Origin of the sequence: Tannerella forsythia (assembly GCF_003860135.1) — a bacterium.
Lineage (GTDB): Bacteria > Bacteroidota > Bacteroidia > Bacteroidales > Tannerellaceae > Tannerella > Tannerella forsythia_A.
Genome location: NZ_RQYN01000027.1, coordinates 12488 through 35322, shown reverse-complemented (window position 1 = coordinate 35322; position 22835 = coordinate 12488). Strand labels below are relative to the sequence as shown.

Sequence of the window (22835 nt, the reverse complement as noted above, 5' to 3'; positions counted from 1 at the left end):
TATTTGTATATCCGTGGCAAAGATAGTTTAATTTTCTGTTTTTTTGTTTTGTTTTGCAGGGATTTATTGAGGAGCGCGTATGTATAAATGTACTTTTTTATGTTTTTCTTTCTCGTAAAGTATCAAGGAATTAAAAGAAAAATGCTATTTTTGTACCCCGAACGTACAATTAAATAAATGAATCACAATATCTATGGATGCTAAAATTCAGGAACTGACCGACAAAATTTATCGGGAAGGCGTGGAAAAAGGAAACGAAGAGGCCGGCCGTATCATAGCGGAAGCGAGGGCAGAAGAACAGAACATGCTGCGCAATGCTCGCAAAGAGGCGGAAGAGATCGTAGCCCAAGCCCGTAAAGAGGCGGCCGAATGGAAGAAAAACACAGAATCGGAGCTGAAAATGTTCGCGTCGCAGGCGGTGGAAGCCTTGAAGAGCGAAGTCACGAATCTGATTACCGGTAAAGTGGTTTCCGATAATGTAAAAGCCGCGTCGGCCGATGCGGAATTTATGAAAAAGATGATGCTCGAAATTGCGCGGGAATGGGCTAAGAACGGGGCGATCTCGATTCAAACCTCCGATGCGAAAGAGCTGACGTCGTACTTCCAAGCCAATGCTTCCGACCTGCTGAATAAAGGCGTCACCATCGAAGAAGTGAACGGACGGAAGGCGTCCTTCTCCATCGCACCGGCCGACGGTTCATATAAGATCAGCTTTGGAGAAGAAGAATTTATCGCCTATTTCAAGGAGTTTTTGCGTCCTCAACTCATTGATGTCCTCTTCTGATGAGCCAATACTACTACTTAATCGCCGGGCTGCCCGATATCGCGCTCGATGATGGGAAGCGTACGTATACGGTCGCTGATTTCAAACACGAAGTCATGCCGATATTGTCGGCAGGCGACCAAAAACTGTTTGCTTATTTTTTTCTCCAATACGATAACCGGAATGTGTTGTCGTTTCTTCAGAAAAAAGACATGCCGTGGGACGAACGGGGAAATATCCCGTACGAAGCCATTGAGCAGCTTTATCAGGCCTTGAGAGAAGATGAGGCGCCTCCGCGGCATACCGCCGTTCCTGCATATATCCGGGATTTTATGAAAGAATATCTGGTGGCGATGGAGAAAGGCGAAACGTCCGATGCGCCTTGGGAAGACAGATTGTCGGCACGTTATTACCGGTATGCCATGGAGGTGAAAAACGATTTTATGGCAGCATGGTTCGAGTTGAACCTGAATATCGGCAATATCTTGGCCGCGATCAACTGCCGTAAATACGATCTGGACAGGAAGCGGTTTCTGGTCGGCGACAATGAAGTAGCCGAGGCGCTACGTACCTCCAATGCCCGCGATTTCGGGTTGAGTGAGACGCTCGACTATCTCCCGGAGTTGCTTCGCATAGCCGAAGAAACGGATTTGCTTATGCGTGAAAAAAAGATCGATCTCTTGAAATGGAATTGGCTCGAAGAACATACATTTTTTAAGACGTTCGATTTCGAGAGCGTCTTTGCTTACCTGCTGCGGATCGAGATGATCGAACGCTGGACGGCACTCGATAAGGTGTCGGGCGAGAAGACCTTCCGCCGGATGGTGGGGACTATGAAACAAGAAAGCGCGGGAGTGCTGGACGAATTTAAAAGAAATAATACAAAATAAGATATGACTACGAAAGGTATTGTAAGGGGAATCGTATCGAACTTAGTGACTGTCGAAGTCGAAGGAGCTGTTTCCCAGAATGAGATCTGTTATATCACCGTCGGAGGTGTGAGACTGATGGCCGAGGTAATTAAGGTAATCGGAAAAAATGCGTATGTGCAGGTGTTTGAAAGCACGCGCGGTATGAAGGTCGGCGATGAGGCCGAGTTTATGGGCCACATGCTCGAGGTAACGCTGGGGCCGGGTATGCTCTCGCGTAACTATGACGGATTGCAGAACGACCTCGACAAGATGACCGGGGTGTTCCTCAAACGAGGCGAATATACGTATCCGCTGAATGACGAGCGGCTTTGGGATTTTAAACCGTTGGCGCGTGCGGGCGATACGGTAGAGGCCGGTTCGTGGCTCGGCGAAGTCGATGAGAACTCACAGCCGCACCGCATCATGGTGCCCTTCACCTTCGAAGGAAAATATAAAGTGAAGTCCGTGGTTGCCGAAGGACAATATCCGGTAACGCATACGATCGCTGTGGTGACCGATGAAGCAGGGCAAGATCATGACGTTACGATGATACAGAAATGGCCGGTGAAGAAACCGATCGTGTGCTATAAAGAAAAGCCGCGCCCCTATAAGCTGCTCGAAACGGGTGTGCGTATCATCGATACGGTGAACCCGATCGTCGAGGGGGGGACAGGCTTTATTCCCGGTCCGTTCGGTACGGGAAAAACCGTGTTGCAGCATGCCATATCGAAGCAGGCCGAAGCCGATATCGTGATTATTGCGGCTTGTGGCGAACGGGCCAACGAAGTAGTCGAAATCTTTGTCGAATTCCCGGAGCTGATCGACCCCCATACAGGGCGTAAGCTGATGGAACGTACGATTATTATCGCCAACACGTCGAACATGCCTGTTGCCGCACGTGAAGCCTCTGTTTACACGGCCATGACGATCGCCGAATATTACCGTTGCATGGGGTTGAAAGTCTTGCTTATGGCTGACTCTACGTCACGATGGGCGCAGGCGTTGCGTGAGATGTCGAACCGGTTGGAAGAGCTTCCCGGACCCGATGCTTTCCCGATGGACTTGTCGGCTATCGTAGCCAACTTCTACGCTCGTGCCGGAATGGTGGTGCTGAATAACAACCAAACCGGTTCCGTAACCTTTATCGGAACGGTGTCGCCGGCGGGTGGAAACCTGAAAGAGCCGGTGACGGAAAATACAAAAAAAGTAGCTCGTTGCTTTTACGCCCTCGAGCAGGCGCGTGCCGACCGTAAACGTTATCCCGCCGTCAATCCGATTGACAGTTACTCGAAGTATCTCGAATATCCGGAGTTCGGCGAATATATCTCGAAGCATATCTCGGACGACTGGATCGGCATGGTCAATGAAGTAAAAACGCGTATGTTGCGCGGGAAAGAAATCTCGGAACAGATCGACATCCTCGGTGATGACGGGGTTCCGGTCGATTATCACGTGACCTTCTGGAAATCGGAGCTGATCGACTTCGTCATCCTGCAACAGGATGCTTTCGATGCGATCGACTCCGTCTGTCCGCTCGAACGGCAGGAATACATGCTGAAAAGAGTCATCAACATCTGTCGCACCGACTTTGCATTTGAGGACTTTCTGCATGTCTCCGAATATTTCAAACGGATGATTAACCTCTTTAAGCAGATGAACTATGCGGAATATAAGAGCGATAAGTTCTTCGAGTATGACAGGCAGATAGAGGCATTGGTCGATGAAAAAAATAAAAAATAATCCATTATGGCAACAAAAGCATTTCAAAAGATATTTACGAAAATCACACAGATAACGAAAGCCACCTGCTCTCTGAAAGCCACAGGCGTAGGATATGACGAACTGGCTACGGTCGACGGGAAATTGGCGCAGGTCGTAAAGATTGTCGGCGACGAGGTGACCCTGCAGGTGTTTTCCGGTACCGAGGGAATCCGTACCAATGCCGAAGTCGTATTTATGGGCAAAGCTCCTTCGCTGAAAGTGGGCGATCAGTTGGCCGGACGCTTTTTTAACGCATACGGCGATCCGGTAGACGGTGGTCCCGTTCCCGAAGGTCGTGAAGTAGAAATCGGTGGCCCTTCGGTGAACCCTGTACGACGTAAACAACCGTCGGAACTGATCGCTACGGGTATTGCCGGTATCGACCTGAACAATACGCTCGTGACCGGACAGAAGATTCCGTTCTTCGCCGATCCCGACCAGCCATTTAATCAGGTGATGGCGATGGTTGCCTTGCGTGCCCAGTCCGACAAAATCGTACTGGGAGGCATGGGAATGACGAACGATGATTACCTGTTCTTTAAAAATACGTTTAGCAATGCCGGAGCGCTCGACCGAATCGTCAGCTTCATCAATACAACGGAAGACCCTTCGGTAGAGCGGATTCTGGTGCCCGATATGGCATTGACGGCGGCCGAATATTTCGCGGTCGAAAAGAACGAAAAAGTATTGGTCTTGCTGACCGACATGACGAACTACGCCGATGCGCTTTCCATCGTATCGAACCGCATGGACCAGATTCCGTCGAAAGACTCCATGCCGGGATCGCTCTACTCCGATCTGGCGAAAATTTACGAAAAAGCGGTGCAGTTCCCCGAAGGCGGATCCATTACGATCATTGCCGTGACGACCCTTTCGGGAGGCGATATCACTCATGCTGTGCCCGACAATACAGGGTATATCACGGAAGGACAGCTTTACTTGCGACGTGACAGCGATGTGGGTAAGGTTATCGTCGATCCGTTCCGTTCCCTGTCGCGTCTGAAACAGCTTGTTACGGGTAAAAAGACGCGCGAGGATCATCCGCAGGTGATGAATGCCGCCGTACGTCTCTATGCCGATGCTGCCGATGCTAAAACGAAGATGGAGAACGGATTCGATCTGACCGATTATGACGAACGTGCGCTGGCTTTCGCCAAGGATTATTCGGAGAGGTTGCTGGCCATCGACGTGAATCTCGATACGACCGAAATGTTGGATGTGGCGTGGGCTCTGTTTGCAAAACATTTTAAACAGAACGAGGTCAACATCAAACAGGAACTGGTAGATAAGTATTGGCGCGATGCCCGTTGAGGCCTTGTGCAGGAGATGAACGGAAGATAATATGGCGATTAAATTTCAATATAATAAAACGTCGCTTCACGCGCTCGATAAGCAACTGAAAATGCGCGAGCGTGCGCTCCCTACCATAAAAAGTAAGGAAAGCGCGTTGCGTATGGAGGTGAAGCGGACGAAAGGAGAAGTCACGGCGCTGGAGGACCGGTTGGAAAAGGAAATCCGAACGTATGACTTTATGATGGCGCTTTGGAACGAGTTCAAGCCGGAACTGATTTCGGTGAAGGACGTCAGACTTTCTTCCAAGAAAATAGCCGGTGTGTTGGTGCCGGTGCTGGACGGGATCGAGTTCGAAACGGCGCGGTACAGTCTGTTTAACATGCCGTCGTGGTTTGCCGACGGGATCGAATTGTTGAAGACGCTGGCCACAACCGGTATCGAGGTGGAATTTACGAACCTCAAACTGAGTATGCTCGAACGTGCCCGCCGTAAGACGACGCAGAAACTCAACTTGTTTGAAAAGGTACAGATCCCCGGCTATAAAGATGCCATCCGGAAGATCAAACGGTTTATGGAAGACGAAGAAAGTCTCTCTAAATCATCGCAGAAAATTATGCGAAACAATCAGGAAAAGCGGAATGCGCAGAAAGAAGAGGAGGTAGAAAGATGATCGTAAAAATGAGTAAATACGCCTTTATGGTGTATCATAAGGAATACGACGATTTTCTTGAGCGATTGCGGGGTATGGGCGTGGTGCATATTCAGGGAAAACGTTCGGAGAAAGAGGATGAAGGTTTGCAACAGTTATTGGCCGAACGAAAACGTTTGCAGAACGAACTGCGTTATCTGGCGCGGGTGCAGGAAGACCGGCTCACGAAACTCAAGGATGAGGCCAAGAGCACGAAGAGCAAACTGAAACCGGAGCTGGAGATCGCACCCGAGCGACCCGTAACCGTGGACGAAGGGCGTACGTTGCTGAACCGTATTGAAGACTTGCGCAACCGTATCGAAAAGGTACAAGCTGCTGAACAAGCGGTGGAAAAGGATATGGCAGCCATGTCGGTCTGGGGCGAGTTTGACTATGCTAATCTCGATCGATTACGCGATGCGGGCTATGAGGTGACCTTCTTTTCATGCCCGGCATCTCGCTACGATGATGCTTGGGCGGAGGTTTATAACGCTATTCCGATCAGCGTGGTGCAGTCGGTCGTGTATTTTATCACGATTACGCCTGTGGGAACAACGTTGGAGATCGACGCTGAGCGAGTGAAGATGCCCGAAAAAGGGCTGAAAGATTTGCAGACCGAACTTTTGGCACAACGGCAGGAAAAGGCGGAGCTGAACGAGGAGATGCTCCGGATCGCGACCAACGACTACAAGACGTTGGAGGCATACGACCGTTTGCTGTCGAACGAATATGCATGGGACAATGCCAAGGTGCAGACGAACCGTGAGGCCGACGATCGGCTGATGCTTCTCGAAGGATGGATACCGGCAGCGCAGGAACAGAACCTTGAGGCCGAGCTGAACCGAAATAACTACTATTTCCGGAAATTGGATATCACTCCTGAGGACAATATTCCGATAGATCTGGAAAATAACTGGTTCAGTCGGTTGTTCGAACCGATCAGCCGACTCTATATGCTGCCTAAATACAGTGAGTTGGATTTGACGCCTTTCTTCGCGCCTTTCTTTATGATCTTTTTCGGCCTCTGCTTGGGAGATTCCGGATACGGCTTATTTCTTCTTGTTATAGCAACAGCCGTGAAGATGATAAAAGGGAAAACATTGAAACCTTCCGTGAAGGGAATCTTATCGTTGGTGCAGTTGTTGGGAATGGCTACATTCCTTTGCGGACTGCTGACAGGTACGTTCTTCGGTGCTAATTTGTACGATTGGGGTATTCCTCTTTTCGATACCTTGAAAGAGAAGATTTATTTTGATAATAATAAAATGTTCTCTTTATCCTTGATATTGGGGGTTGTCCAGATTATTTTCGGGATGTGTCTCAAAGCCGTGAACAAAGCCAAGCAGTTTGGTTTTGTGCACAGTCTGTCAACACTTGGGTGGATTATTTTGCTGGTCAGTATAGGATTTGCATTTTTATTGCCGCAGGTTCTGCCGATGTTCGGAACGATTCACTTGATTGTTATCGGTCTGTCGGGGCTCTTGATTTTCTTTGTCAATTCGCCCGGAAAAAATCTTCTGCTTAACGTGGGGCTGGGATTATGGGATACATATAATATGGCCACCGGCTTGCTCGGAGACGTACTTTCATACGTGCGTCTGTTCGCATTAGGACTTTCCGGAGGAATTCTGGCGGGTGTATTCAATAGCTTGGCTGTCGGGATGAGCCCGGATCATGTTGTGTTCGGCCCGATAGTCATGGTGCTGATCTTTGTTATCGGACATGCCATCAATATGTTCATGAACGTATTGGGCGCTCTTGTTCATCCGATGCGTCTTACCTTTGTGGAGTTTTTCAAAAATTCGGGCTATGAAGGAGGCGGATTGGAATATAAGCCATTCAAAAAAATGATACACGAATAAATAAAAACTAATTCTTTAAAATAACTAATTCTTTAAAATGTAATGGAAGCAAATTTATTATTAGCTTATGTAGGCATCGCAGTAATGCTTATCTTGTCGGGAATCGGAAGTGCCTATGGAGTAACCATTGCCGGAAATGCGGCTGTTGGCGCATTGAAAAAAAATGACGGAGCATTCGGTAACTTTATCGTACTCACAGCTCTTCCCGGTACGCAGGGACTGTACGGCTTTGCCGGTTACTTCATGTTCCAAACTATTTTCGGCGTGTTGACACCTCAGATCACGGCCTTTCAGGCTGCTGCCGTTTTTGGTGCCAGTTTGTCGTTGGGATTTGTCGCTTTATTCTCGGCATTGCGTCAGGGAGGCGTATGCGCCAATGGAATTGCTGCAATCGGACAGGGACATAACGTGTTTACGAATACGCTGATCTTGGCCGTATTCCCCGAGTTATATGCTATTGTGGCATTGGCCGGTGTGTATCTGATGGGTAGTGCAATCGTTTAGCATTGGATAGAAAGGAGAGTGTAAGAGAGAAGAGAAAGTATCTTTCCCGATCTGTTCTCTGCTTCTGATATTCTTTAAACCATAATGAATGAGGTGTGTCATGCCATTTTTGATATGGGACACACCTCATTCTGATTTATTTATTTCTTGTGATATGCTCACTTGTTGCCTTTTCTACGTTTGAAAAAAACGATTGCCGTCCGGTAAAAATAAATTGAAAGTTCTACATCCCCTTATCCATCGTTCTTATAAGCATTTTCTTCTTATGGGGGACGGTTTTGAACGGTAATCACGATAAAAACGCTTGTTTTTATGAGTTGAAAATGACTTATGACTGAATCATTCAAAAAAAAATCATCACAGTAACAGTTTCTTTAAAGCAGCCGGAGGAATCTCTCCCCCTCTCTGAGGAGAGGTTTAAGGGGGGGATGAGATGGGGTCTATCCCTTTATTTAATGCAATAACCCTCTCTATGTAGGGGGTAAAACCCCTCTGTGTAGGGGGCAAAACCCCTCTATGTAGGGGGTAGACCCCCTCTATGTAGGGGGTAAAACCCCTCTGTGTAGGGGGCAAAACCCCTCTATGTAAGGGGTAAAACCCCTCTGTGTAGGGGGTAGACCCCCTCTATGTAAGGGGTAAAACCCCTCTGTGTAGGGGGTAAAACCCCTCTGTATGGGGGGCAAACCCCCTCTATGTAGGGGGTAAAACCCCTCTGTATGGGGGGTAGAACCCCTCTATGAAGGGGAGGGGGCCGTAGCTACAAGAGGACGATTCGATCGAATGAGGGAATGAAATCAAGTGTATCCATACCTCCACTTCCCGAACCATTTTTTTCCGGCTATTTATTTTGAGTTTTACCGGGCAACTGCAAGAAAAAGGTGGATTTATGTAGATTGATGGTAAGTGGTTGAGAATATGAGAGAAACACGGATTTTTACCGTGAACTGCTTTGGCATGGAAAGTGCAGAAAAGGTGGATTTGTGCAGAAGATGCGTTACCAAATCGTTATCCAAATACAAGCAGACAACGATAGGTAACAGAAAGCAACAAGCACAATGGTAACGGCATCTATCATTATGGTGTTTATTCACTGAATCACAATGTTTTGCATGACTGAAAACGCTTCAAAACTGGGTAACTTTGCCCATAAAATAGAAGCGTATGCAGAAAGACAAAATGAAGGTGTTGCTCTACCTCAAAAAGAGCGGTTTGGATAAGTCGGGACAAGCTCCAATTATGGGGCGAATAACCTACAATCGCACGATGACTCAGTTTAGCAGTAAGCTGTCTTGTAATCCCAAGTTGTGGAATACTCGAGAGAGCCGACTAAACGGTAAAAGTCGTGAAGCAGTAGCTACCAATGCGAAATTGGAGCAGTTGCTCCTCTCTGTACAGAGAGCGTATCAAACTCTATGTGATAGAGGAGTAGAGTTCTCTGCCAAAGACATCAAAGAGCAGTTTCAAGGCTCAATGCAGGGGCGAACTACATTTTTGCAGCGATACGACCAAATGGTGGAAGACGAGAAGAAACTTGTCGGTGTGGAGATCTCGAAACGCTGGCACTCGGTCTACTATATGATCAAGAAGCACCTGCAAGTCTTTATCCAAGAGCGATACCACACAAACGACATTACTTTTGGGCAATTAACCGAGGACTTCTTGGACGGCTTGCATCAATATTGTAGGTAGGCATCGTCATTCTCAGAGTTACTATCGCAAGATGACTTTGGCTGTAAAGAAGGTATGCCGTTTGGCTTTTCGTGAAGGGCTGATTGACCGCCCCCTCTTTGATCTGGTCAAAGTAGACCGAGGAGAGAGCAAACTGCCGAGAGCATTAGATAGGTCTTCGTTGGAGAAGATCTTGAATGTTCAATTAGAAGATTATGAGGTAGAATTGACTCTTGCTCGCAATCTCTTCCTCTTTACATGCTACACAGGTACAGCCTTCTGTGATATGATGAACCTGAGCAAAGAGCATCTTGTGCAGGATGATGCAGGAGCAATGTGGCTGAAGTTTAGACGACAGAAGACTGATACCCTCTGTCGGGTAAAACTTCTTCCCCAAGCTATTGCTTTGCTCGACACCTATCATTGGGATGAACGAGATAGATTGTTGCCGACAATCACTTATGAGACCTACCGATTTTTGCTCAAAGCCTTACAGCTGAAGGCTGGAATATCTATTCCCTTGACCGCACATGTCGGAAGGCACACCTTTGCTACCTTAATAACCTTAGAGAATGGAGTGCCGATTGAAACCGTGAGTAAAATGCTTGGGCATAGCAAGATTGAGACTACTGAACGATATGCTCATGTAACACCAACGAAAGTATTCGAGGAGTTTGGTCGCTTTCTCTCTTTCACCGCAGATTTAACCCTTAGCCTTTAAGATTATGCGTAGCACATTCAACATCTTATTCTACATCAATCGTAGCAAACTGAGAACAGATGGCACTACCGTTGTCCTTTGCCGTATCACCATAGACGGCTCAAAAGTGGTAATGTCCACAGGAGAAAGTATCTCTCCCAAAGATTGGAGCGTGAAGCGACAGGAAACAAATGATAAGAAACTGAACCAACGCTTGCAATCGTTTCGAGAGAAGATTGAGCAGGGATATAATACATTGCTCTTACAATTTGGTGCGGTGAGTGCAGAGTTGCTTAAGAATCATCTGCAAGGTGTTGGAGCAAATCCGACCACTTTGCTTGCACTTAGTCGAGAGGAATTGTCTATAGTTCAATCTACAAGAACATTAAACACCTACCAAAGTTGCCGCTGCTATCACAGGCAGCTGGAATTGTTTGTGGAGAGTAAGGGAGAAGCAGATATTCCTCTTACGCCCCTTACAATGGAGTTTTTCGATGATTATCGTATCCATCTCAAGCGAAAAGGCTATGCTTTATCGACAACGAAACAAACACTCTTTTGGCTAAGTCGGCTGATGTATAGGGCGGTAAGTCAGCAAACTATTCGCTACAATCCTTTTGAGGATGCAAAGTATGAGCGAGTAGAGCGGAAAATTCGCTGTTTGGGTAAGACAGATGTTGCTCGTATTTTGGCTATGCCCTTTCAAAACAAGGAAGCAGAGTTTGTGCGGAGGATATTCCTTTTCTCTGTATTCACAGGCTTGGCTTTTGCTGATGTGAGCAAGTTGAGATGCTGCGATATTGAGACAAATAGTGCAGGAATACGCTATATTCGTCAGTACAGAAAGAAAACTGATGTAGAGAGTATTACGCCACTGCACCCGATTGCTGAGCAGTTACTCTCACAATTTCCTCCAAAAGAGAAGAAAGAAGATAGTCTGATTTTTGAAACATCGCTCAGTCGAATACAGATAGGTATGCACCTTAAAGCGATTGGCTTAGCTTGTGGCATTCGGCAACCACTTTCATTTCATGTCGGTCGCCATTCCTTCGGCACACTGACATTGGAAGCAGGTGTACCCATTGAGAGCATCGCTAAGATGATGGGGCATGCCTCCATTGCAAGTACACAAATTTATGCTCAGATTACGGATAGCAAGATTTCAAGGGATATGGATAGGCTGATAGAGAAGAATCTAGCTAACATTCGTCTTTAGACTGTATGAAGCAACTTCTGATTATTTTCCATAGTACTCAATGCTATAGAAATATAATCTTTCATATAACTCCAATCAGGAGCCCCTGATGTATCGACTGGGAGCTTCAACTTAGTCCTATTCATAAGGTCTTTGGTCCACTTTTCATCAAACTTAAAACGCTTGCCTACATTTCGAATGAGGGGAATGAGAAATAGTGCGATTTCTTTAGATAAGTGATGAGTTTTCAAGTGCAAGACATTCACATCATCAGATGCCCAAAAAGGTTTGTCTTGATAAAACGCTTCACCTACTGAACCATTATAATTTACAGTAATTGTATTAGCAGGATGCAAATGAGTTGTATTTGCAATATGTGCAGTAACACCATTGTTGATAGCACTTGCTCCAATAAATCTTATATCACCATCTTTCATATTGGCTTTTGTTAGCCGCTTCCCTTTCTCGATATTGAACAAATCTGAAAATAAAAACTCGCTCCATTGTTTGGTTTTTAACTGTTTTTTACAATAGGGGGGTAGCAATAGATCAAGATGCTTGTTCTGTTTTGCTATCACCTGTTTTATGTAATTCTCCATATATGCCCAATCTGGTTGCCCTTGAGTATCAATTGGTAATGGCAAAAGCGTTCGCATATAACTATTAAGACGAAACTGATCTTTATAGCTGTACATTTCTGACAGATACTGTAATACACCAACAATATAAATGAGTTCAAGTTCTGTCCTATGTTGTCCATTTAAAACGAGAACGTTGTCATCAGCATAGAATGAGTAATTGCGATAAAATACATTTCCGAACATATCAATAGTGATATTTCGACCTGAAAACAACTCTCCTCCTTTGGCTATATACGCTGCTATTCCTTGCCTTTCCATTCCTGCGGTAACTAATGGAATCTCTCCATCAATTCTATCACTTTGTTTAAGGCGAGTACCCCTTGTTGGAGTTCCAAATATCTCTTCCATCGGGAACTTAGTCCACTTAGAAACATCGATCTTATTCTTCATTTTTTGTGTGTAGACTTATGTTTACATCATTTCCGTGTTGTGTAATAGAACTTGAATACATCACTTTACTAATGAGATTTTCTTGGAACACCTTGACATCTATACCTTGCTGAAACATGAGGTAATCCATTACGGTTTTATTGAAATCCTCCTCATATATCTCAAACTCTTTCATTGGCATCTGATACGATAGATGCTCATTGGGTTTTATCCACTGAATAGTATCATTTCCCGACTGCTTTTGTATTACTTCTACCCAATAGTCCTCAATCTCTTGCCATCGGTCTTTGACATCTTGACGGCCCTGATTTTTTACTGTTTCAAGCCCATCGTCTTCAATATAGCAAGCAAAAATTTCTCTATTGCCATGAGGTGTGCCAGACTTGAAAATGAATACAGATGTAGTAACCCCCTCCGAGAAAATATTTTCAGGGAGTTTAATAATTTTGAGAAGAGTGTGGTGCTTCAGTATTCGTTTTGCCTTTTGCACTTTCTCCATTTTCTTGTCTGGCATAATAAAAGCACATACAGCATCCTTAGCAACGCTATCCAAAGTGTTCATGACAATATCGATACATCCATATTTGTTCTCAAAAGGAGGGTTCATCAAGACTTTTGTTATTCCTTTTGACTGTATCCACTTCTTTGCTTCGTCTCGCCTTGCGTCTAATTGTTCAAGGTTGGTCTTTCCATCCTTATGAATCAACATATTAGCACAAGCTAATGCGAAAATTTCTCGATCAAACTCAATCCCGTAGAGTTGTTCTTGTTTAATCTGTTTGGCTTTATGAGTACGGTTACCACCAGCTTCGTCAACCATATTACACATAGCCTTTACTAGGAAAGAGCCTGAGCCACATGCCGCATCCAATACAATGTCATCTTTATTTGTCTCAGTCAATCGATACATCAATGATGTGATATGGTCAGGGGTAAAGACTTGTCCTTGTTCGGATTTTCCCTTGTAGCGATTGAACTCGTTAAAGAAGATTGCCATAACATCTTCTCCCTGCCAAAAGTCAGAATTGATATTGTCCGATATTTCTTCAACACAAGCAATAAAATCATCTATCGCCTCTTGATTGTCGGTAATATTCATTCTGATTTCTGAATACACCTCCAGCAATAGATTTAGCTTAGAATTCTGAGCAATAGCTTCTTCGTAAGACTTCGACAAGGTATCAAAAATAGATTGACGGAAGGTATTGTAGCTCATTCCTTTGGTCAGTACTGCTCCATAACGTTTTGCCACCAAGGCACAAGCAGTAAATATCATTCGGTGGTTTAGATTTTTGATACCAAAGCTAAAGTGAAGCGTGTCATTAATCCTCTTAGTTAATCGAAAAATCTTGGACTTGTCAATCAGATTTTCCGCAAACAGATTGAGGTAATACTCTTTATTGTATAATTCGGTTTCGCCTTGTAATTTCTCTCCATTCTTAAAAACCACTATATCTTCGCCGTTGTAGAGAATACCTACCACTTTGGCATATTGAGAAGAGGCTATCTTGCAATTTTTCAGCAATTCCGCTATTTGTTGTTCTTTCAAAGGCGTAACTACACTCTTCACTTCAAGAATGATGGCGGGGAACATTTTTTCATTAGGTAGGTACCAACCATCTGGGCGGTCACTTACTCCTTTGAAGCCAAGCTGATTAAATGTGGTTAGCTGACCGACACCAGCTTTTGCTGTTTCGGTATCCTCTAACCCTAATTTATGCTTAGCTAAATCTCTAACCTTGTCCTCTGTCATAAACTCTAAAACACTAAATCCTTTGGAGAAACTCCGAGCAAATCCGCAATTTTGAAAATGGTTTTAAGATTGGGCTGTTTGCGATTACAGGCATAAGCATTTGTAATGCTAAAAGACACCCCAAGTTGCTCCGCAAGCCATACTTGCGTATACCCCTTAGCTTTTAACTGCTCTTTGATGAGATTGCCACGTCCTTTATCTTGTGCCATATTGTATCTCGACTTTACTCAATTCACCTGCAAATATATGAACTTATAGTGAGAGAAACGAAGAAAATCAGAACTTTTGCATATAATCCAAGATGTATGTTGTAGCCAGCAGTAAAGAAAAGACTTGCACCGTTACCGATGCAGGTCTCTGTTAATATAGTTCTCTTGTAGTATCCTATTAAGATCGGAGAGACGGTAGAGGATCTTGCCAGCGATTTGGGTATATGGCAGTATCCCTTTGTCCCGATAGTCCTGTAAGGTGCGTGGAGAGAGAAAAAGCCTTTCGCAAACCTCTCGCCCTGTGAGGTAGAGTTCGCCATCAAATAAAGGGCGATGTGTCTGAGCCGTGGTTCGCACACGCTTTGCAAGGTTTCTAATGCCCGAGATGAGTTGCTTCATCTCTGGTGTTTCTTTGTTGATCGTTTCAAACTCCATAGTCGTTTAGCTTTTATGAGGGTTAGACTTCGAGAGGAGAGCTTCCACATCCTCACGTTTGTAGTAGCACTTATGCCCGATCTGAATAAAGGGCAATACCGCAGTGTCTCTGTAATGTTGCAGTGTCCGCTTGCTGATATTCAGTATTCGGCACACATCCCCATTGTGCAATAGGTCGGGCAGCTCGGAAGGTGGTGCGAAGTGCTCGTTGAAGCAGTCTGTCAGCTCCACGATACTCTCTTTCAGTTCCTCCCAAGCGGAGGTGTCAATGGCTGTAAATCTCATCTTTCGTTGTTGTTTTATTTGCGTTATTATTACTTTCTGACGCAAATGTAAGCAGGAGTTTTCGACTTTTTTAAGGCTCGGGATAAGCAGGGAAGTATCGGGAAAACAAAGGAAATCTGCACCCTCAATTTCCTTTGTTTTTCGTTATCAACTCCTCTTGCTCTATCTCAAAAACTGTTTGTGTTTCTCGTAAGGAGCAAACCCTTGCAGTTGAAAGCAAGCCAAACATTTTTATACCGTGCAATCCGCACACCCATTTTGCCTCTTTCCCTCCATTTTGGAGCGATAAGGGGCTTTTTCGTTGTGCTGTAGCAGAGAAAAACAATGTACTCCGATGCAGAAACACCGCAAATGTTGGCTCACCACAAAAGCCTGTCTAACTTGGTTTTAGCAATCAAAAACATGCTAAATATCAAAGTGAAGTAATAGAAAGCAATTCGCACAATGAAAAGAGAAAACAATGACAACACCTCAAAGAACATACTAATAGAGGAGTTCCTCTCGGAGCGATATGAGTTTCGATATAACACCATATTACACCGAGCAGAGTATCGCCCCCGAGGAGCGGAGGACTATGTGGCAATAGACCGCTATTGCATCAATACACTTAAACGAGCCTTGGACAAGGAAGCCGATATACAGACCTCGCCCGAGAACCTATACAGTATTATAGAAAGCGACTTCTCTCCACGGATCAATCCTGTACAAGCCTATTTCCATAGTTTGCCAGCGATGGATGCAGTGGAGCAAGAAGCAATAACTGCCCTTGCTAATTGTGTAATCGTAGCCAATCCCGAGAAATGGAGAGAATACCTTACCAAATGGTTGGTGGCGGTAGTCGCCAATGCTATGGACGACAAGCAGTGTCGCAATCACACCTGCCTTGTGCTGACAGGTGAACAGGGAAAATTCAAGACCACATTCCTTGACCTCCTCTGCCCGCCAGCCCTATCCGACTACCGCTATACGGGAAAGATATACCCACAGGAGAAAGATGTGTTGAGCCTTATCGGTCAAAACCTCATCATCAACATTGACGACCAACTCAAAGCCCTCAACAAGCGAGATGAGAACGAACTGAAGAACCTCATTACCTGTCCACAGGTGAAGTATCGTATGCCTTACGAGAAGCATATCGAGGAGCGACCACACTTGGCGAACTTCGTGGCTTCGGTCAATGGCAACGATTTTCTCACAGACCCGACTGGAAGCAGACGTTTCCTGCCTTTTGAGGTCTTGGCGATAGATATAGACCGAGCCAAGGAAATTCCAATGGATGCCGTGTATAGTGAAGCCAAGGCACTACTAAAAAGCGGATTTCGCTATTGGTTCAATGATGAGGAGATTATTGAACTACACCACAACAGCGAAGCCTTTCAAGTCTATACGGCAGAGATGGAACTGTTGCTTCGCTATTTCACCTTTCCCTCAGAAGCTGAGAAAGCCACCAAGCGTTTTTATATGACCAATTCGGAGATAGTTGGCTACCTCTCGATCTACACCCGACAGCAGCTCTCTCCCAAACGGATGGGTGAAGCCCTGCGAAAGGCAGGCTATACGAGAGAGTGTCGCAGGGTAAACGGCAATCCCGTATATGTGTATGCCGTCCGCAAGATTTACCCCGAGCAACCGCCATAGCACTCTGTTGTTATCCCTCTCCTTTGCAATTCTTCTTTCTCTTTTCTTTCCTATTCTCCTTACTACATTACTACAAAGGATGATAATACGGTGAAAGAGAAAGGATTGCAGGAGGTGTTCATATTGCGACACAGCTTACTACTATCTTGCTACGCTTCTACGGCAGAAGGAATGGCTATACGGTGTAGAAGGAATAAGTAGAAAGATAAAATGGAGGGAAGTGTTACACTTTTCTCTTTCACTGTCAATTACTTATTCGAGTGTCGAAGGGTGGTAAGATAAAAAGAGGAAAACTCTAAAAAGAGAAAACAGAACAAACAATGAAATAACGAACAATGAATATGAATAACCCAAACCCAACAATAACAGCAATGAACAACGAATATTACGACTTACAAAGTATTAAGGGAATATCCATAGCGGATTACCTTCATGCTCGGGGCATACAGCCCGTCAAGCAATACGGAAGTTATGCCCTTTACAATGCACCCTATCGGGAAGACTATAACGCCAGCTTGAAAGTGGACTTTGCACGGAATCTCTGGTATGATTTCGGCTTGGGCAAAGGTGGCAGCATCATAGACCTTGTGATGTTGTTGCAAAGGTGCAATGCTCACGAAGCAATGAGCCATTTGGCAGAGAACGCTCTTTCCTTTCATCGTGCAACTCCTTCAAAGGAAGAAATATCAAAACAATCCCCAAGCACAAGGCGCATTCTAGGCATCAGTGAGGAACTGCCCCCACACCTACAACGCTATTTGCAGGAGGAGCGCAAGATTGACTTTTCGCTTGCCAAGCACTATCTGCGTTCCGTGTGCTACGAGGTGGACGGAAGGACTTACACCGCCATAGGATTTCCCAATCGGACAGGAGGATATGAACTCAGGGACGACAGACATTTCAAAGGGACAATCGCTCCGAAAGATATTTCCGTTATCGGTTGTGTGGATGCGACAAAAGACATCGCACACAACATTTTTGAGGGCTTTATTGATTTTCTGTCCTTTTTCACGATGAAAGGAAAAGAAACCATCTCACCCTCCATCGTGCTGAACTCGGTCAGCAATCTTTCACGAGCTATTGCCTATCTTCACGAGAACGGCATTGACTCCGTTCGAGCTTTCCTTGACAACGACCAAGCAGGACGACAAGCCCTCCAGTCTTTACAATCGGCTGGTATCAAAGTAGAGGATACGAGCCGACATTATGGCAGATATAAAGACCTGAACGAGTATCACGTTTCTCGCCAGAAAGTGATGGAACAAAAACAGAAGGAACCGCAATCGGTCGTCAAGCGTGGATTTCGCAGATAAGGCAAAAGAGTGCAATTAAAACCAAGTATCAACCGGGTATCCTTAGGCACTAAAAGAGAGCAAGAGGCAGACAGATAGCTTTGTTTCAAGAGCAATGGCAGTTTTCCCAACTGCAAGTTTCCTAAAAAGAAACTTAGCAACAAAGCTTCTGTGCATTCAGAGAATGCAAACACCTCAAAGGGGAGTTTTGGATTAGGCGGAGCGGCATTTAGAAGAAATGCCATAGCTCATTAGGGCATTTTCTTCACGCTCCACTCCGTTACCGCTAAAAAAGCCCTCTTGAGCCAAGGGACTTCGCCTCTTTGGATACCCCTTAAACCAATTTTCAAACAATGGGCTATGCCGTATTACATATAGACAAGGCGAGAAGCAACGACTCGGGAAATACCGCTCATATAGCGCGGACATATACCCCGAGTAACGTTGATCCTTCTCGCACACACCTGAACAGGGAATTGGTGCAATTCCCAGCAAATGTAACCAACCGTAGCGAAGCGATAGAGCATCGCATCGCCACAGCCGGTATCTACCGAAAGGTAGCAAAGAACCAAGTCAAAGCCCTGCGCTTTATTCTGTCGAGTTCTCCTGAGGACATGGCTCGTATAGAGCAGGAAGGACGCCTGTACGAGTGGTGTGATGAATCGATGGATTGGCTTCGCTCCACTTTCGGGGCGGACAACGTGGTCGCTGCCACGCTGCACGCAGATGAGGAAACGCCCCATATTCACGCCACGGTCGTCCCCATTGTTACGGGTGAAAGACGGAAAGCCAAGGAGGAAGCCGAGAACGGCAAGCGGAAGTATAAGACGAAGAAGAACAAGGTACGGCTTTGTGCCGATGATGTGCTTACGCCCAAGAAGCTGGAGCAGTATCAGACGGACTATGCCAAGCGAGTGCAGCGTTTCGGGTTGGAACGGGGCGTACACGGCTCGGAAGCCAAGCACCGCACCACGATGGAGTATTACAAGGAAATTCTCAAATCTACGAAAGAGAAGGAAGCTCAAAAGGCGGAACTCACAGCCAAGATAAAGGAGCTGGAGAAGCAGGCAGGCAAGCTCCGAATGAAAGGTACGCTGTACTCCCTCTTTGGCAACTCCGAACTCGACAAGGCAGAGAAGCGTATTGCAGACTTGGAACAGGAAGCCGAACGGCAACAGTATCTTTCGGAAAAGGAGAAAAACGAAATCCGAAAGGAAGTCGTTCTCTTGCAGGACACGGTCAAGGGAAAGGACAGAACTATTGCCGAATTGAAAGAAACCGTGCAGATTTACGAGGAAGAGCGGAATTGGATAAAACGTTTCTTCAGTGGCTTCTACCAGCTTTTGAATATCCGTCTGATGCTCAGAAAGATGAACTTCTCTGATGATAGGATAGCGGAGATGTATCGCACGGAAGCTCCCCAACGAGGAACGGCTAAAGCCTATTCGGGATTATACAAGAGAGAGTTTACGGAAGAGGACAGCGAAATCTGTATCATCAAGGATGAGAAGAAACGACCGCTCCTCACCATCAACGGGCTTCCCATTACCAATTGGTACGAGCAGAAATGGAAACAGCTTATTAATCGTAATCGCTCGCAACGGTTATAATTCAGAAATAATGACTATCTAATAGATACTATAGAAAACCGAAGAACTAGTGTACATTGGCATGCTTCTTGTATATTGCTAACATAGGGGGACTCACCCTTTAATTGAGAGACCAAAGTAAGACTGGTCAGGTGTCTTACCATTATTAACTAAAAATCATTTTTACAATGAGAAAACCGATAGGAACTACTGCAAGGACAGGCGAAAATTGTCCTGAAAGTGGAATTTGGAAAGTTGTGGGCTATCCATCAACAACGGCTCCAATAGCCAAGGGAAATAGGATGCCTCCTTATAATCAGAAAGCGGTTACTTGGCAACTTGTACAATACGCCTGATTATGCAAAAAAGACCTGATAGAGTGACAATCTGTCAGGTCTTTCTCCGTATAACATAAAATGGGATTGAAATAGATCATATCAGCCAAATTGATTGTTGCTTATACAGTATGGAATAAACAAGCAAGACAAAAATATCTAACAAATCCAATATATTCCCCGAAGAAAGGGTTATCTTTGCAAGTGAAATCGTGAGCGTTCTTTGGCTATTCAAAATATTGTGTATCAGTGTACTTCGCTCATTTCTAAATCGTTACCTGTCTATCTATACTAAAACGGTAACGCTCTATTATCCAACGAGATAGTTCGCTAACGAAAAATATATGTGGACAACAATAGAAAAAATATCGGATTAGGGCAATTTTATGGCTCTATATGAGTTCTAATACCAAAAGAAAACGAATGAATAAAGTGTCAAAAACATCTTATGAATGAACTTTATGTTGTATCTTTGCCTCTTTCTTAAGAAGAACAGCTATGAATTATAAACTTTTATCGATTTTGAGCCTGTTGGTGCTGCTGGGGGCATGTAGTACGCCTCGGAATGTCGCATACTTTCAGGGAATAGATGAATTAACGGCTAAGCAGCGGGAGTTAATGACGCAAACGTATAATCCGAAAATCTGTGCGGATGACTTGCTGACCATCAATGTGTCGTCAAAAGACCCTTCGGTCGCCGCTCCTTATAACCCGCCCGCATACAGTTATTATACGCAGGGAGAACAACAGGTAAATGCTGCCACCGTACAAAACGTCTATACGTATTTAGTCGATAAGGAAGGATATATCGTCTTTCCGGAGTTAGGGCGTGTCCATCTGGCCGGTTTGACACTGAACGAAGCAAACGAAAAGTTGCAGGAGATGATCCGGGAAAGTTTGCCGGAAGTGCTCGTTAATGTGCAGATTGTTAATTTTAAGGTGGCTATTATGGGAGAAGTCAGCCGGACTAACGTCTATACGATCAAGAATAACCGGGTATCGATTTTAGACTTGATTGCCATGGCCGGCGATTTAACGATTAACGCTCAACGTGAAAATATCCTTCTGATTCGGGATAATAACGGTGAGAAAGAGATTATACGTCTGGATATTACCGATCCGAATATATTTGCTTCGCCTTATTTCTACCTGCAACAGAATGATGTTGTTTACGTAGAGCCGAATAAGGCAAAGAAACGGAATGCCAATTTTAGCTCGGCACAGCAATATACGTTGACGATGTTTTCTACCATCCTTACCGCCGTGTCGGTTATTACCACCATTGTAGTTGCTCTTAGAAAATAAACGAATTTATGGAAAATAACGATGAAGTAATCGGACTGAAAGGAATTGTTGTACGTTATCTCCGTCATTGGAAATTATTCCTGATCGTCTTTATTCTTTCTTTTATCCCTGCGATCCTGTATTTAATCTTTTATCCGCGTACGTATGAGTTCAAGACCCGCATTCAAATACAGGAAGACCAATCTTTGGGCGGAGCGAGTCTGGCTATGGGAGAAGCGGCCGGACTCATGAAATCGTTCGGTATCGGTGGGGGATCGGCCGGGAGTATCAGCATCGATGATGAAATGTCGATCCTCTCGTCTAATCAGCTCTTCTGTAAGATGATTCTGGACATGGGTCTATATGTGGAATATACGAAACCGTATTCTTTTTATAAGATGTACGGTGACGCACCGCTTGTACTTATCCCCGACTCAGCCACGCTGGCCACTCTGGACGATGAGTATCTTTTTTCCGTATCGGTCAAGCCCGGTAAAATTAAGGTAAAAGCCGCGAGCAACACGGATAGCCGGAAGTTGACGTTCACATCACTACCTGCCGAAATAACGATCGGAAGAAGCCGTTTTGTGCTTGATTACAATGATAGCGCGAAAGAAAAAAATGAGTCTTTCGGTTTGAAAATACGTTGTGTGCCTCCCGGCTGGCTGGCCGAAGAAATGATTGACGGATTCCTTGTGGAAGATTATTCGAAGACTTCGAACATTATCGAAATTACCTGTCAGGATCATGAGAAAGAACGTGGAAAAGACATGTTGAGTACACTGATCCGTGAATACAATCAGGACGCCAGATCATTCAAGCAAACGGAAAACATGAAACTTCTGACGTTTATCGACGGTCGGATTCATAATATCATGGCTGAACTGCAACAGGTCGAAGCTAATATCGAAGGGTATAAGACGAAAAACAGAATGACGCTTCTGGAGTCTGACGTGATGTTTTATGCCGAACAGATGAAGGAATTACAGGTAAAAATCATTGAAGTGGAGGCTGAGTCGCAAGTCATAAAGATGATGGACGATTATATCAAAAATCCGAATAATAAGTATAATGTGATTCCTTCACTGTTGTCTGCCGATGGTGAGAAAGGAGGGGCTATAGCCGTATATAATGAAGCCATTGTAGAACGCAATCGTCTGTTGAAGAATTCGAATGAAAAGAACCCCGCTTTTCGAAGCGTGAGTGATCAGGTAGATAAGCTGCGTGAAGGTGTGTATCAAATGATCGACAACTCGAAAAAAGGCTATCAGATCGTTTTACAGGATTTGAAAGGTAAAGAGAAACAATTGCTTGATAAAATGCGCAGTATACCGGCCTTGGAGCGTGAATATGTAGATTTTAAACGTCAACAGGAAATCCTTCAGGGGGTATATCTGATTCTTTTGCAGAAGCGCGAAGAGATAGAATTGACTATCGGACAACAAACAGAACGTGCCCGGGTAGTGGATAAGGCTTATATGTTGCAGAGGTCGGTAGGCCCCCGCAAGTTGTATGCTGCCATCGCGATGCTCGTCTTGACCTTGATCATCCCTGTAGTATGGATAGAGTGTCGCGACATATATGCTTCCATAAAGGAAGAATATCAGCGTGGTGACAAGAGGGATAAATGATGGTGTGA

Annotated in this window: 18 protein-coding genes and 1 pseudogene; 14 read left to right on the top strand and 5 right to left on the bottom strand. The window is 45.0% G+C overall.

What is annotated here, in order from left to right; all coding sequences use genetic code 11:
* The first annotated feature begins 193 nt into the window (after window positions 1-193).
* From EII41_RS08065 to EII41_RS08025, 9 genes and pseudogenes are all read left to right on the top strand, one after another.
* Complete coding sequence (locus EII41_RS08065) at window positions 194-784, top strand: hypothetical protein (RefSeq protein WP_124790169.1); 591 nt, start codon at window positions 194-196, stop codon at window positions 782-784.
* Window positions 784-1653 (top strand): DUF2764 family protein, encoded by an 870-nt coding sequence (locus tag EII41_RS08060; protein ID WP_124790168.1) that lies wholly within the window; start codon window positions 784-786, stop codon window positions 1651-1653. The genes EII41_RS08065 and EII41_RS08060 overlap by 1 nt, the downstream gene beginning before the upstream one ends.
* A gap of 3 nt (window positions 1654-1656) precedes the next feature.
* Window positions 1657-3414 carry a V-type ATP synthase subunit A gene (locus tag EII41_RS08055; RefSeq protein WP_124790167.1) on the top strand — a complete coding sequence of 586 codons (1758 nt, stop codon included), beginning with the start codon at window positions 1657-1659 and terminating at the stop codon, window positions 3412-3414.
* A 6-nt stretch (window positions 3415-3420) separates the two neighbouring features.
* A complete protein-coding gene (locus EII41_RS08050) occupies window positions 3421-4746 on the top strand; it encodes a V-type ATP synthase subunit B (protein WP_124790166.1) in 1326 nt (441 codons plus the stop codon).
* Window positions 4747-4777: 31 nt separating this feature from the next.
* Window positions 4778-5398, top strand: a complete 621-nt coding sequence (locus EII41_RS08045; RefSeq protein WP_124790165.1) for a V-type ATP synthase subunit D — start codon at window positions 4778-4780, stop codon at window positions 5396-5398.
* The gene (locus EII41_RS08040; RefSeq protein ID WP_124790164.1) at window positions 5395-7278 is read left to right on the top strand and encodes a V-type ATP synthase subunit I; all 1884 of its coding nucleotides are present in this window, start codon (window positions 5395-5397) and stop codon (window positions 7276-7278) included. The genes EII41_RS08045 and EII41_RS08040 overlap by 4 nt, the downstream gene beginning before the upstream one ends.
* A 42-nt stretch (window positions 7279-7320) precedes the next feature.
* Entirely contained in the window at window positions 7321-7782 is a 462-nt protein-coding gene (locus EII41_RS08035) for a V-type ATP synthase subunit K (RefSeq protein ID WP_097530786.1), read from the top strand.
* 1161 nt (window positions 7783-8943) lie between these two features.
* Window positions 8944-10171: pseudogene (locus EII41_RS08030) on the top strand (tyrosine-type recombinase/integrase).
* A gap of 4 nt (window positions 10172-10175) precedes the next feature.
* Complete coding sequence (locus EII41_RS08025; protein WP_124790163.1) at window positions 10176-11366, top strand: site-specific integrase; 1191 nt, start codon at window positions 10176-10178, stop codon at window positions 11364-11366.
* Here EII41_RS08025 and EII41_RS08020 read toward each other — a convergent pair.
* From EII41_RS08020 to EII41_RS08000, 5 genes are all read right to left on the bottom strand, one after another.
* The gene (locus tag EII41_RS08020) at window positions 11363-12376 is read right to left on the bottom strand and encodes a restriction endonuclease subunit S (protein WP_124790162.1); all 1014 of its coding nucleotides are present in this window, start codon (window positions 12374-12376) and stop codon (window positions 11363-11365) included. The two genes, EII41_RS08025 and EII41_RS08020, sit on opposite strands and share 4 nt — an antisense overlap.
* Window positions 12366-14129 (bottom strand): class I SAM-dependent DNA methyltransferase, encoded by a 1764-nt coding sequence (locus tag EII41_RS08015; protein ID WP_124790161.1) that lies wholly within the window; start codon window positions 14127-14129, stop codon window positions 12366-12368. The genes EII41_RS08020 and EII41_RS08015 overlap by 11 nt, the downstream gene beginning before the upstream one ends.
* 5 nt (window positions 14130-14134) lie before the next feature.
* Complete coding sequence (locus EII41_RS08010; RefSeq protein WP_124790160.1) at window positions 14135-14338, bottom strand: helix-turn-helix domain-containing protein; 204 nt, start codon at window positions 14336-14338, stop codon at window positions 14135-14137.
* 132 nt (window positions 14339-14470) lie between these two features.
* On the bottom strand, window positions 14471-14773 hold the full coding sequence (locus tag EII41_RS08005) for a helix-turn-helix domain-containing protein (RefSeq protein ID WP_124790159.1): 303 nt from the start codon (window positions 14771-14773) through the stop codon (window positions 14471-14473).
* A 6-nt stretch (window positions 14774-14779) separates the two neighbouring features.
* On the bottom strand, window positions 14780-15058 hold the full coding sequence (locus EII41_RS08000) for a helix-turn-helix domain-containing protein (RefSeq protein ID WP_124790158.1): 279 nt from the start codon (window positions 15056-15058) through the stop codon (window positions 14780-14782).
* 444 nt (window positions 15059-15502) lie between these two features.
* Between EII41_RS08000 and EII41_RS07995 the strand changes: the two genes are divergently transcribed.
* From EII41_RS07995 to EII41_RS07975, 5 genes are all read left to right on the top strand, one after another.
* Entirely contained in the window at window positions 15503-16696 is a 1194-nt protein-coding gene (locus EII41_RS07995; RefSeq protein ID WP_124790157.1) for a VapE domain-containing protein, read from the top strand.
* Between the two features lie 371 nt (window positions 16697-17067).
* Window positions 17068-18009, top strand: coding sequence for a toprim domain-containing protein (locus EII41_RS07990; RefSeq protein WP_124790175.1), 942 nt, complete (start codon window positions 17068-17070; stop codon window positions 18007-18009).
* Between the two features lie 332 nt (window positions 18010-18341).
* Window positions 18342-19598: a MobV family relaxase gene (gene mobV, locus EII41_RS07985; RefSeq protein WP_124790156.1), complete on the top strand. Its 1257-nt coding sequence runs from the start codon at window positions 18342-18344 to the stop codon at window positions 19596-19598.
* Window positions 19599-20410: 812 nt separating this feature from the next.
* A complete protein-coding gene (locus EII41_RS07980) occupies window positions 20411-21217 on the top strand; it encodes a polysaccharide biosynthesis/export family protein (protein WP_124751937.1) in 807 nt (268 codons plus the stop codon).
* Window positions 21218-21225: 8 nt separating this feature from the next.
* Window positions 21226-22827, top strand: coding sequence for a GumC family protein (locus EII41_RS07975; RefSeq protein ID WP_124790155.1), 1602 nt, complete (start codon window positions 21226-21228; stop codon window positions 22825-22827).
* Window positions 22828-22835 lie beyond the last annotated feature (8 nt).

Excerpts from the sequence above, each read along its gene's own strand:
- EII41_RS07995 (WP_124790157.1), top strand. The coding sequence starts at position 15,503 with ATGAAAAGAGAAAACAATGACAACACCTCAAAGAACATACTAATAGAG.
- EII41_RS08045 (WP_124790165.1), top strand. The coding sequence starts at position 4,778 with ATGGCGATTAAATTTCAATATAATAAAACGTCGCTTCACGCGCTCGAT.
- mobV (WP_124790156.1), top strand. The coding sequence starts at position 18,342 with ATGGGCTATGCCGTATTACATATAGACAAGGCGAGAAGCAACGACTCG.
- EII41_RS07990 (WP_124790175.1), top strand. The coding sequence starts at position 17,068 with ATGAACAACGAATATTACGACTTACAAAGTATTAAGGGAATATCCATA.
- EII41_RS08050 (WP_124790166.1), top strand. The coding sequence starts at position 3,421 with ATGGCAACAAAAGCATTTCAAAAGATATTTACGAAAATCACACAGATA.
- EII41_RS08015 (WP_124790161.1), bottom strand. The coding sequence starts at position 14,129 with ATGACAGAGGACAAGGTTAGAGATTTAGCTAAGCATAAATTAGGGTTA.
- EII41_RS08035 (WP_097530786.1), top strand. The coding sequence starts at position 7,321 with ATGGAAGCAAATTTATTATTAGCTTATGTAGGCATCGCAGTAATGCTT.
- EII41_RS08055 (WP_124790167.1), top strand. The coding sequence starts at position 1,657 with ATGACTACGAAAGGTATTGTAAGGGGAATCGTATCGAACTTAGTGACT.
- EII41_RS08065 (WP_124790169.1), top strand. The coding sequence starts at position 194 with ATGGATGCTAAAATTCAGGAACTGACCGACAAAATTTATCGGGAAGGC.
- EII41_RS08040 (WP_124790164.1), top strand. The coding sequence starts at position 5,395 with ATGATCGTAAAAATGAGTAAATACGCCTTTATGGTGTATCATAAGGAA.
- EII41_RS08020 (WP_124790162.1), bottom strand. The coding sequence starts at position 12,376 with ATGAAGAATAAGATCGATGTTTCTAAGTGGACTAAGTTCCCGATGGAA.
- EII41_RS08005 (WP_124790159.1), bottom strand. The coding sequence starts at position 14,773 with ATGGAGTTTGAAACGATCAACAAAGAAACACCAGAGATGAAGCAACTC.
- EII41_RS07980 (WP_124751937.1), top strand. The coding sequence starts at position 20,411 with ATGAATTATAAACTTTTATCGATTTTGAGCCTGTTGGTGCTGCTGGGG.
- EII41_RS08025 (WP_124790163.1), top strand. The coding sequence starts at position 10,176 with ATGCGTAGCACATTCAACATCTTATTCTACATCAATCGTAGCAAACTG.
- EII41_RS08060 (WP_124790168.1), top strand. The coding sequence starts at position 784 with ATGAGCCAATACTACTACTTAATCGCCGGGCTGCCCGATATCGCGCTC.
- EII41_RS08010 (WP_124790160.1), bottom strand. The coding sequence starts at position 14,338 with ATGGCACAAGATAAAGGACGTGGCAATCTCATCAAAGAGCAGTTAAAA.
- EII41_RS07975 (WP_124790155.1), top strand. The coding sequence starts at position 21,226 with ATGGAAAATAACGATGAAGTAATCGGACTGAAAGGAATTGTTGTACGT.
- EII41_RS08000 (WP_124790158.1), bottom strand. The coding sequence starts at position 15,058 with ATGAGATTTACAGCCATTGACACCTCCGCTTGGGAGGAACTGAAAGAG.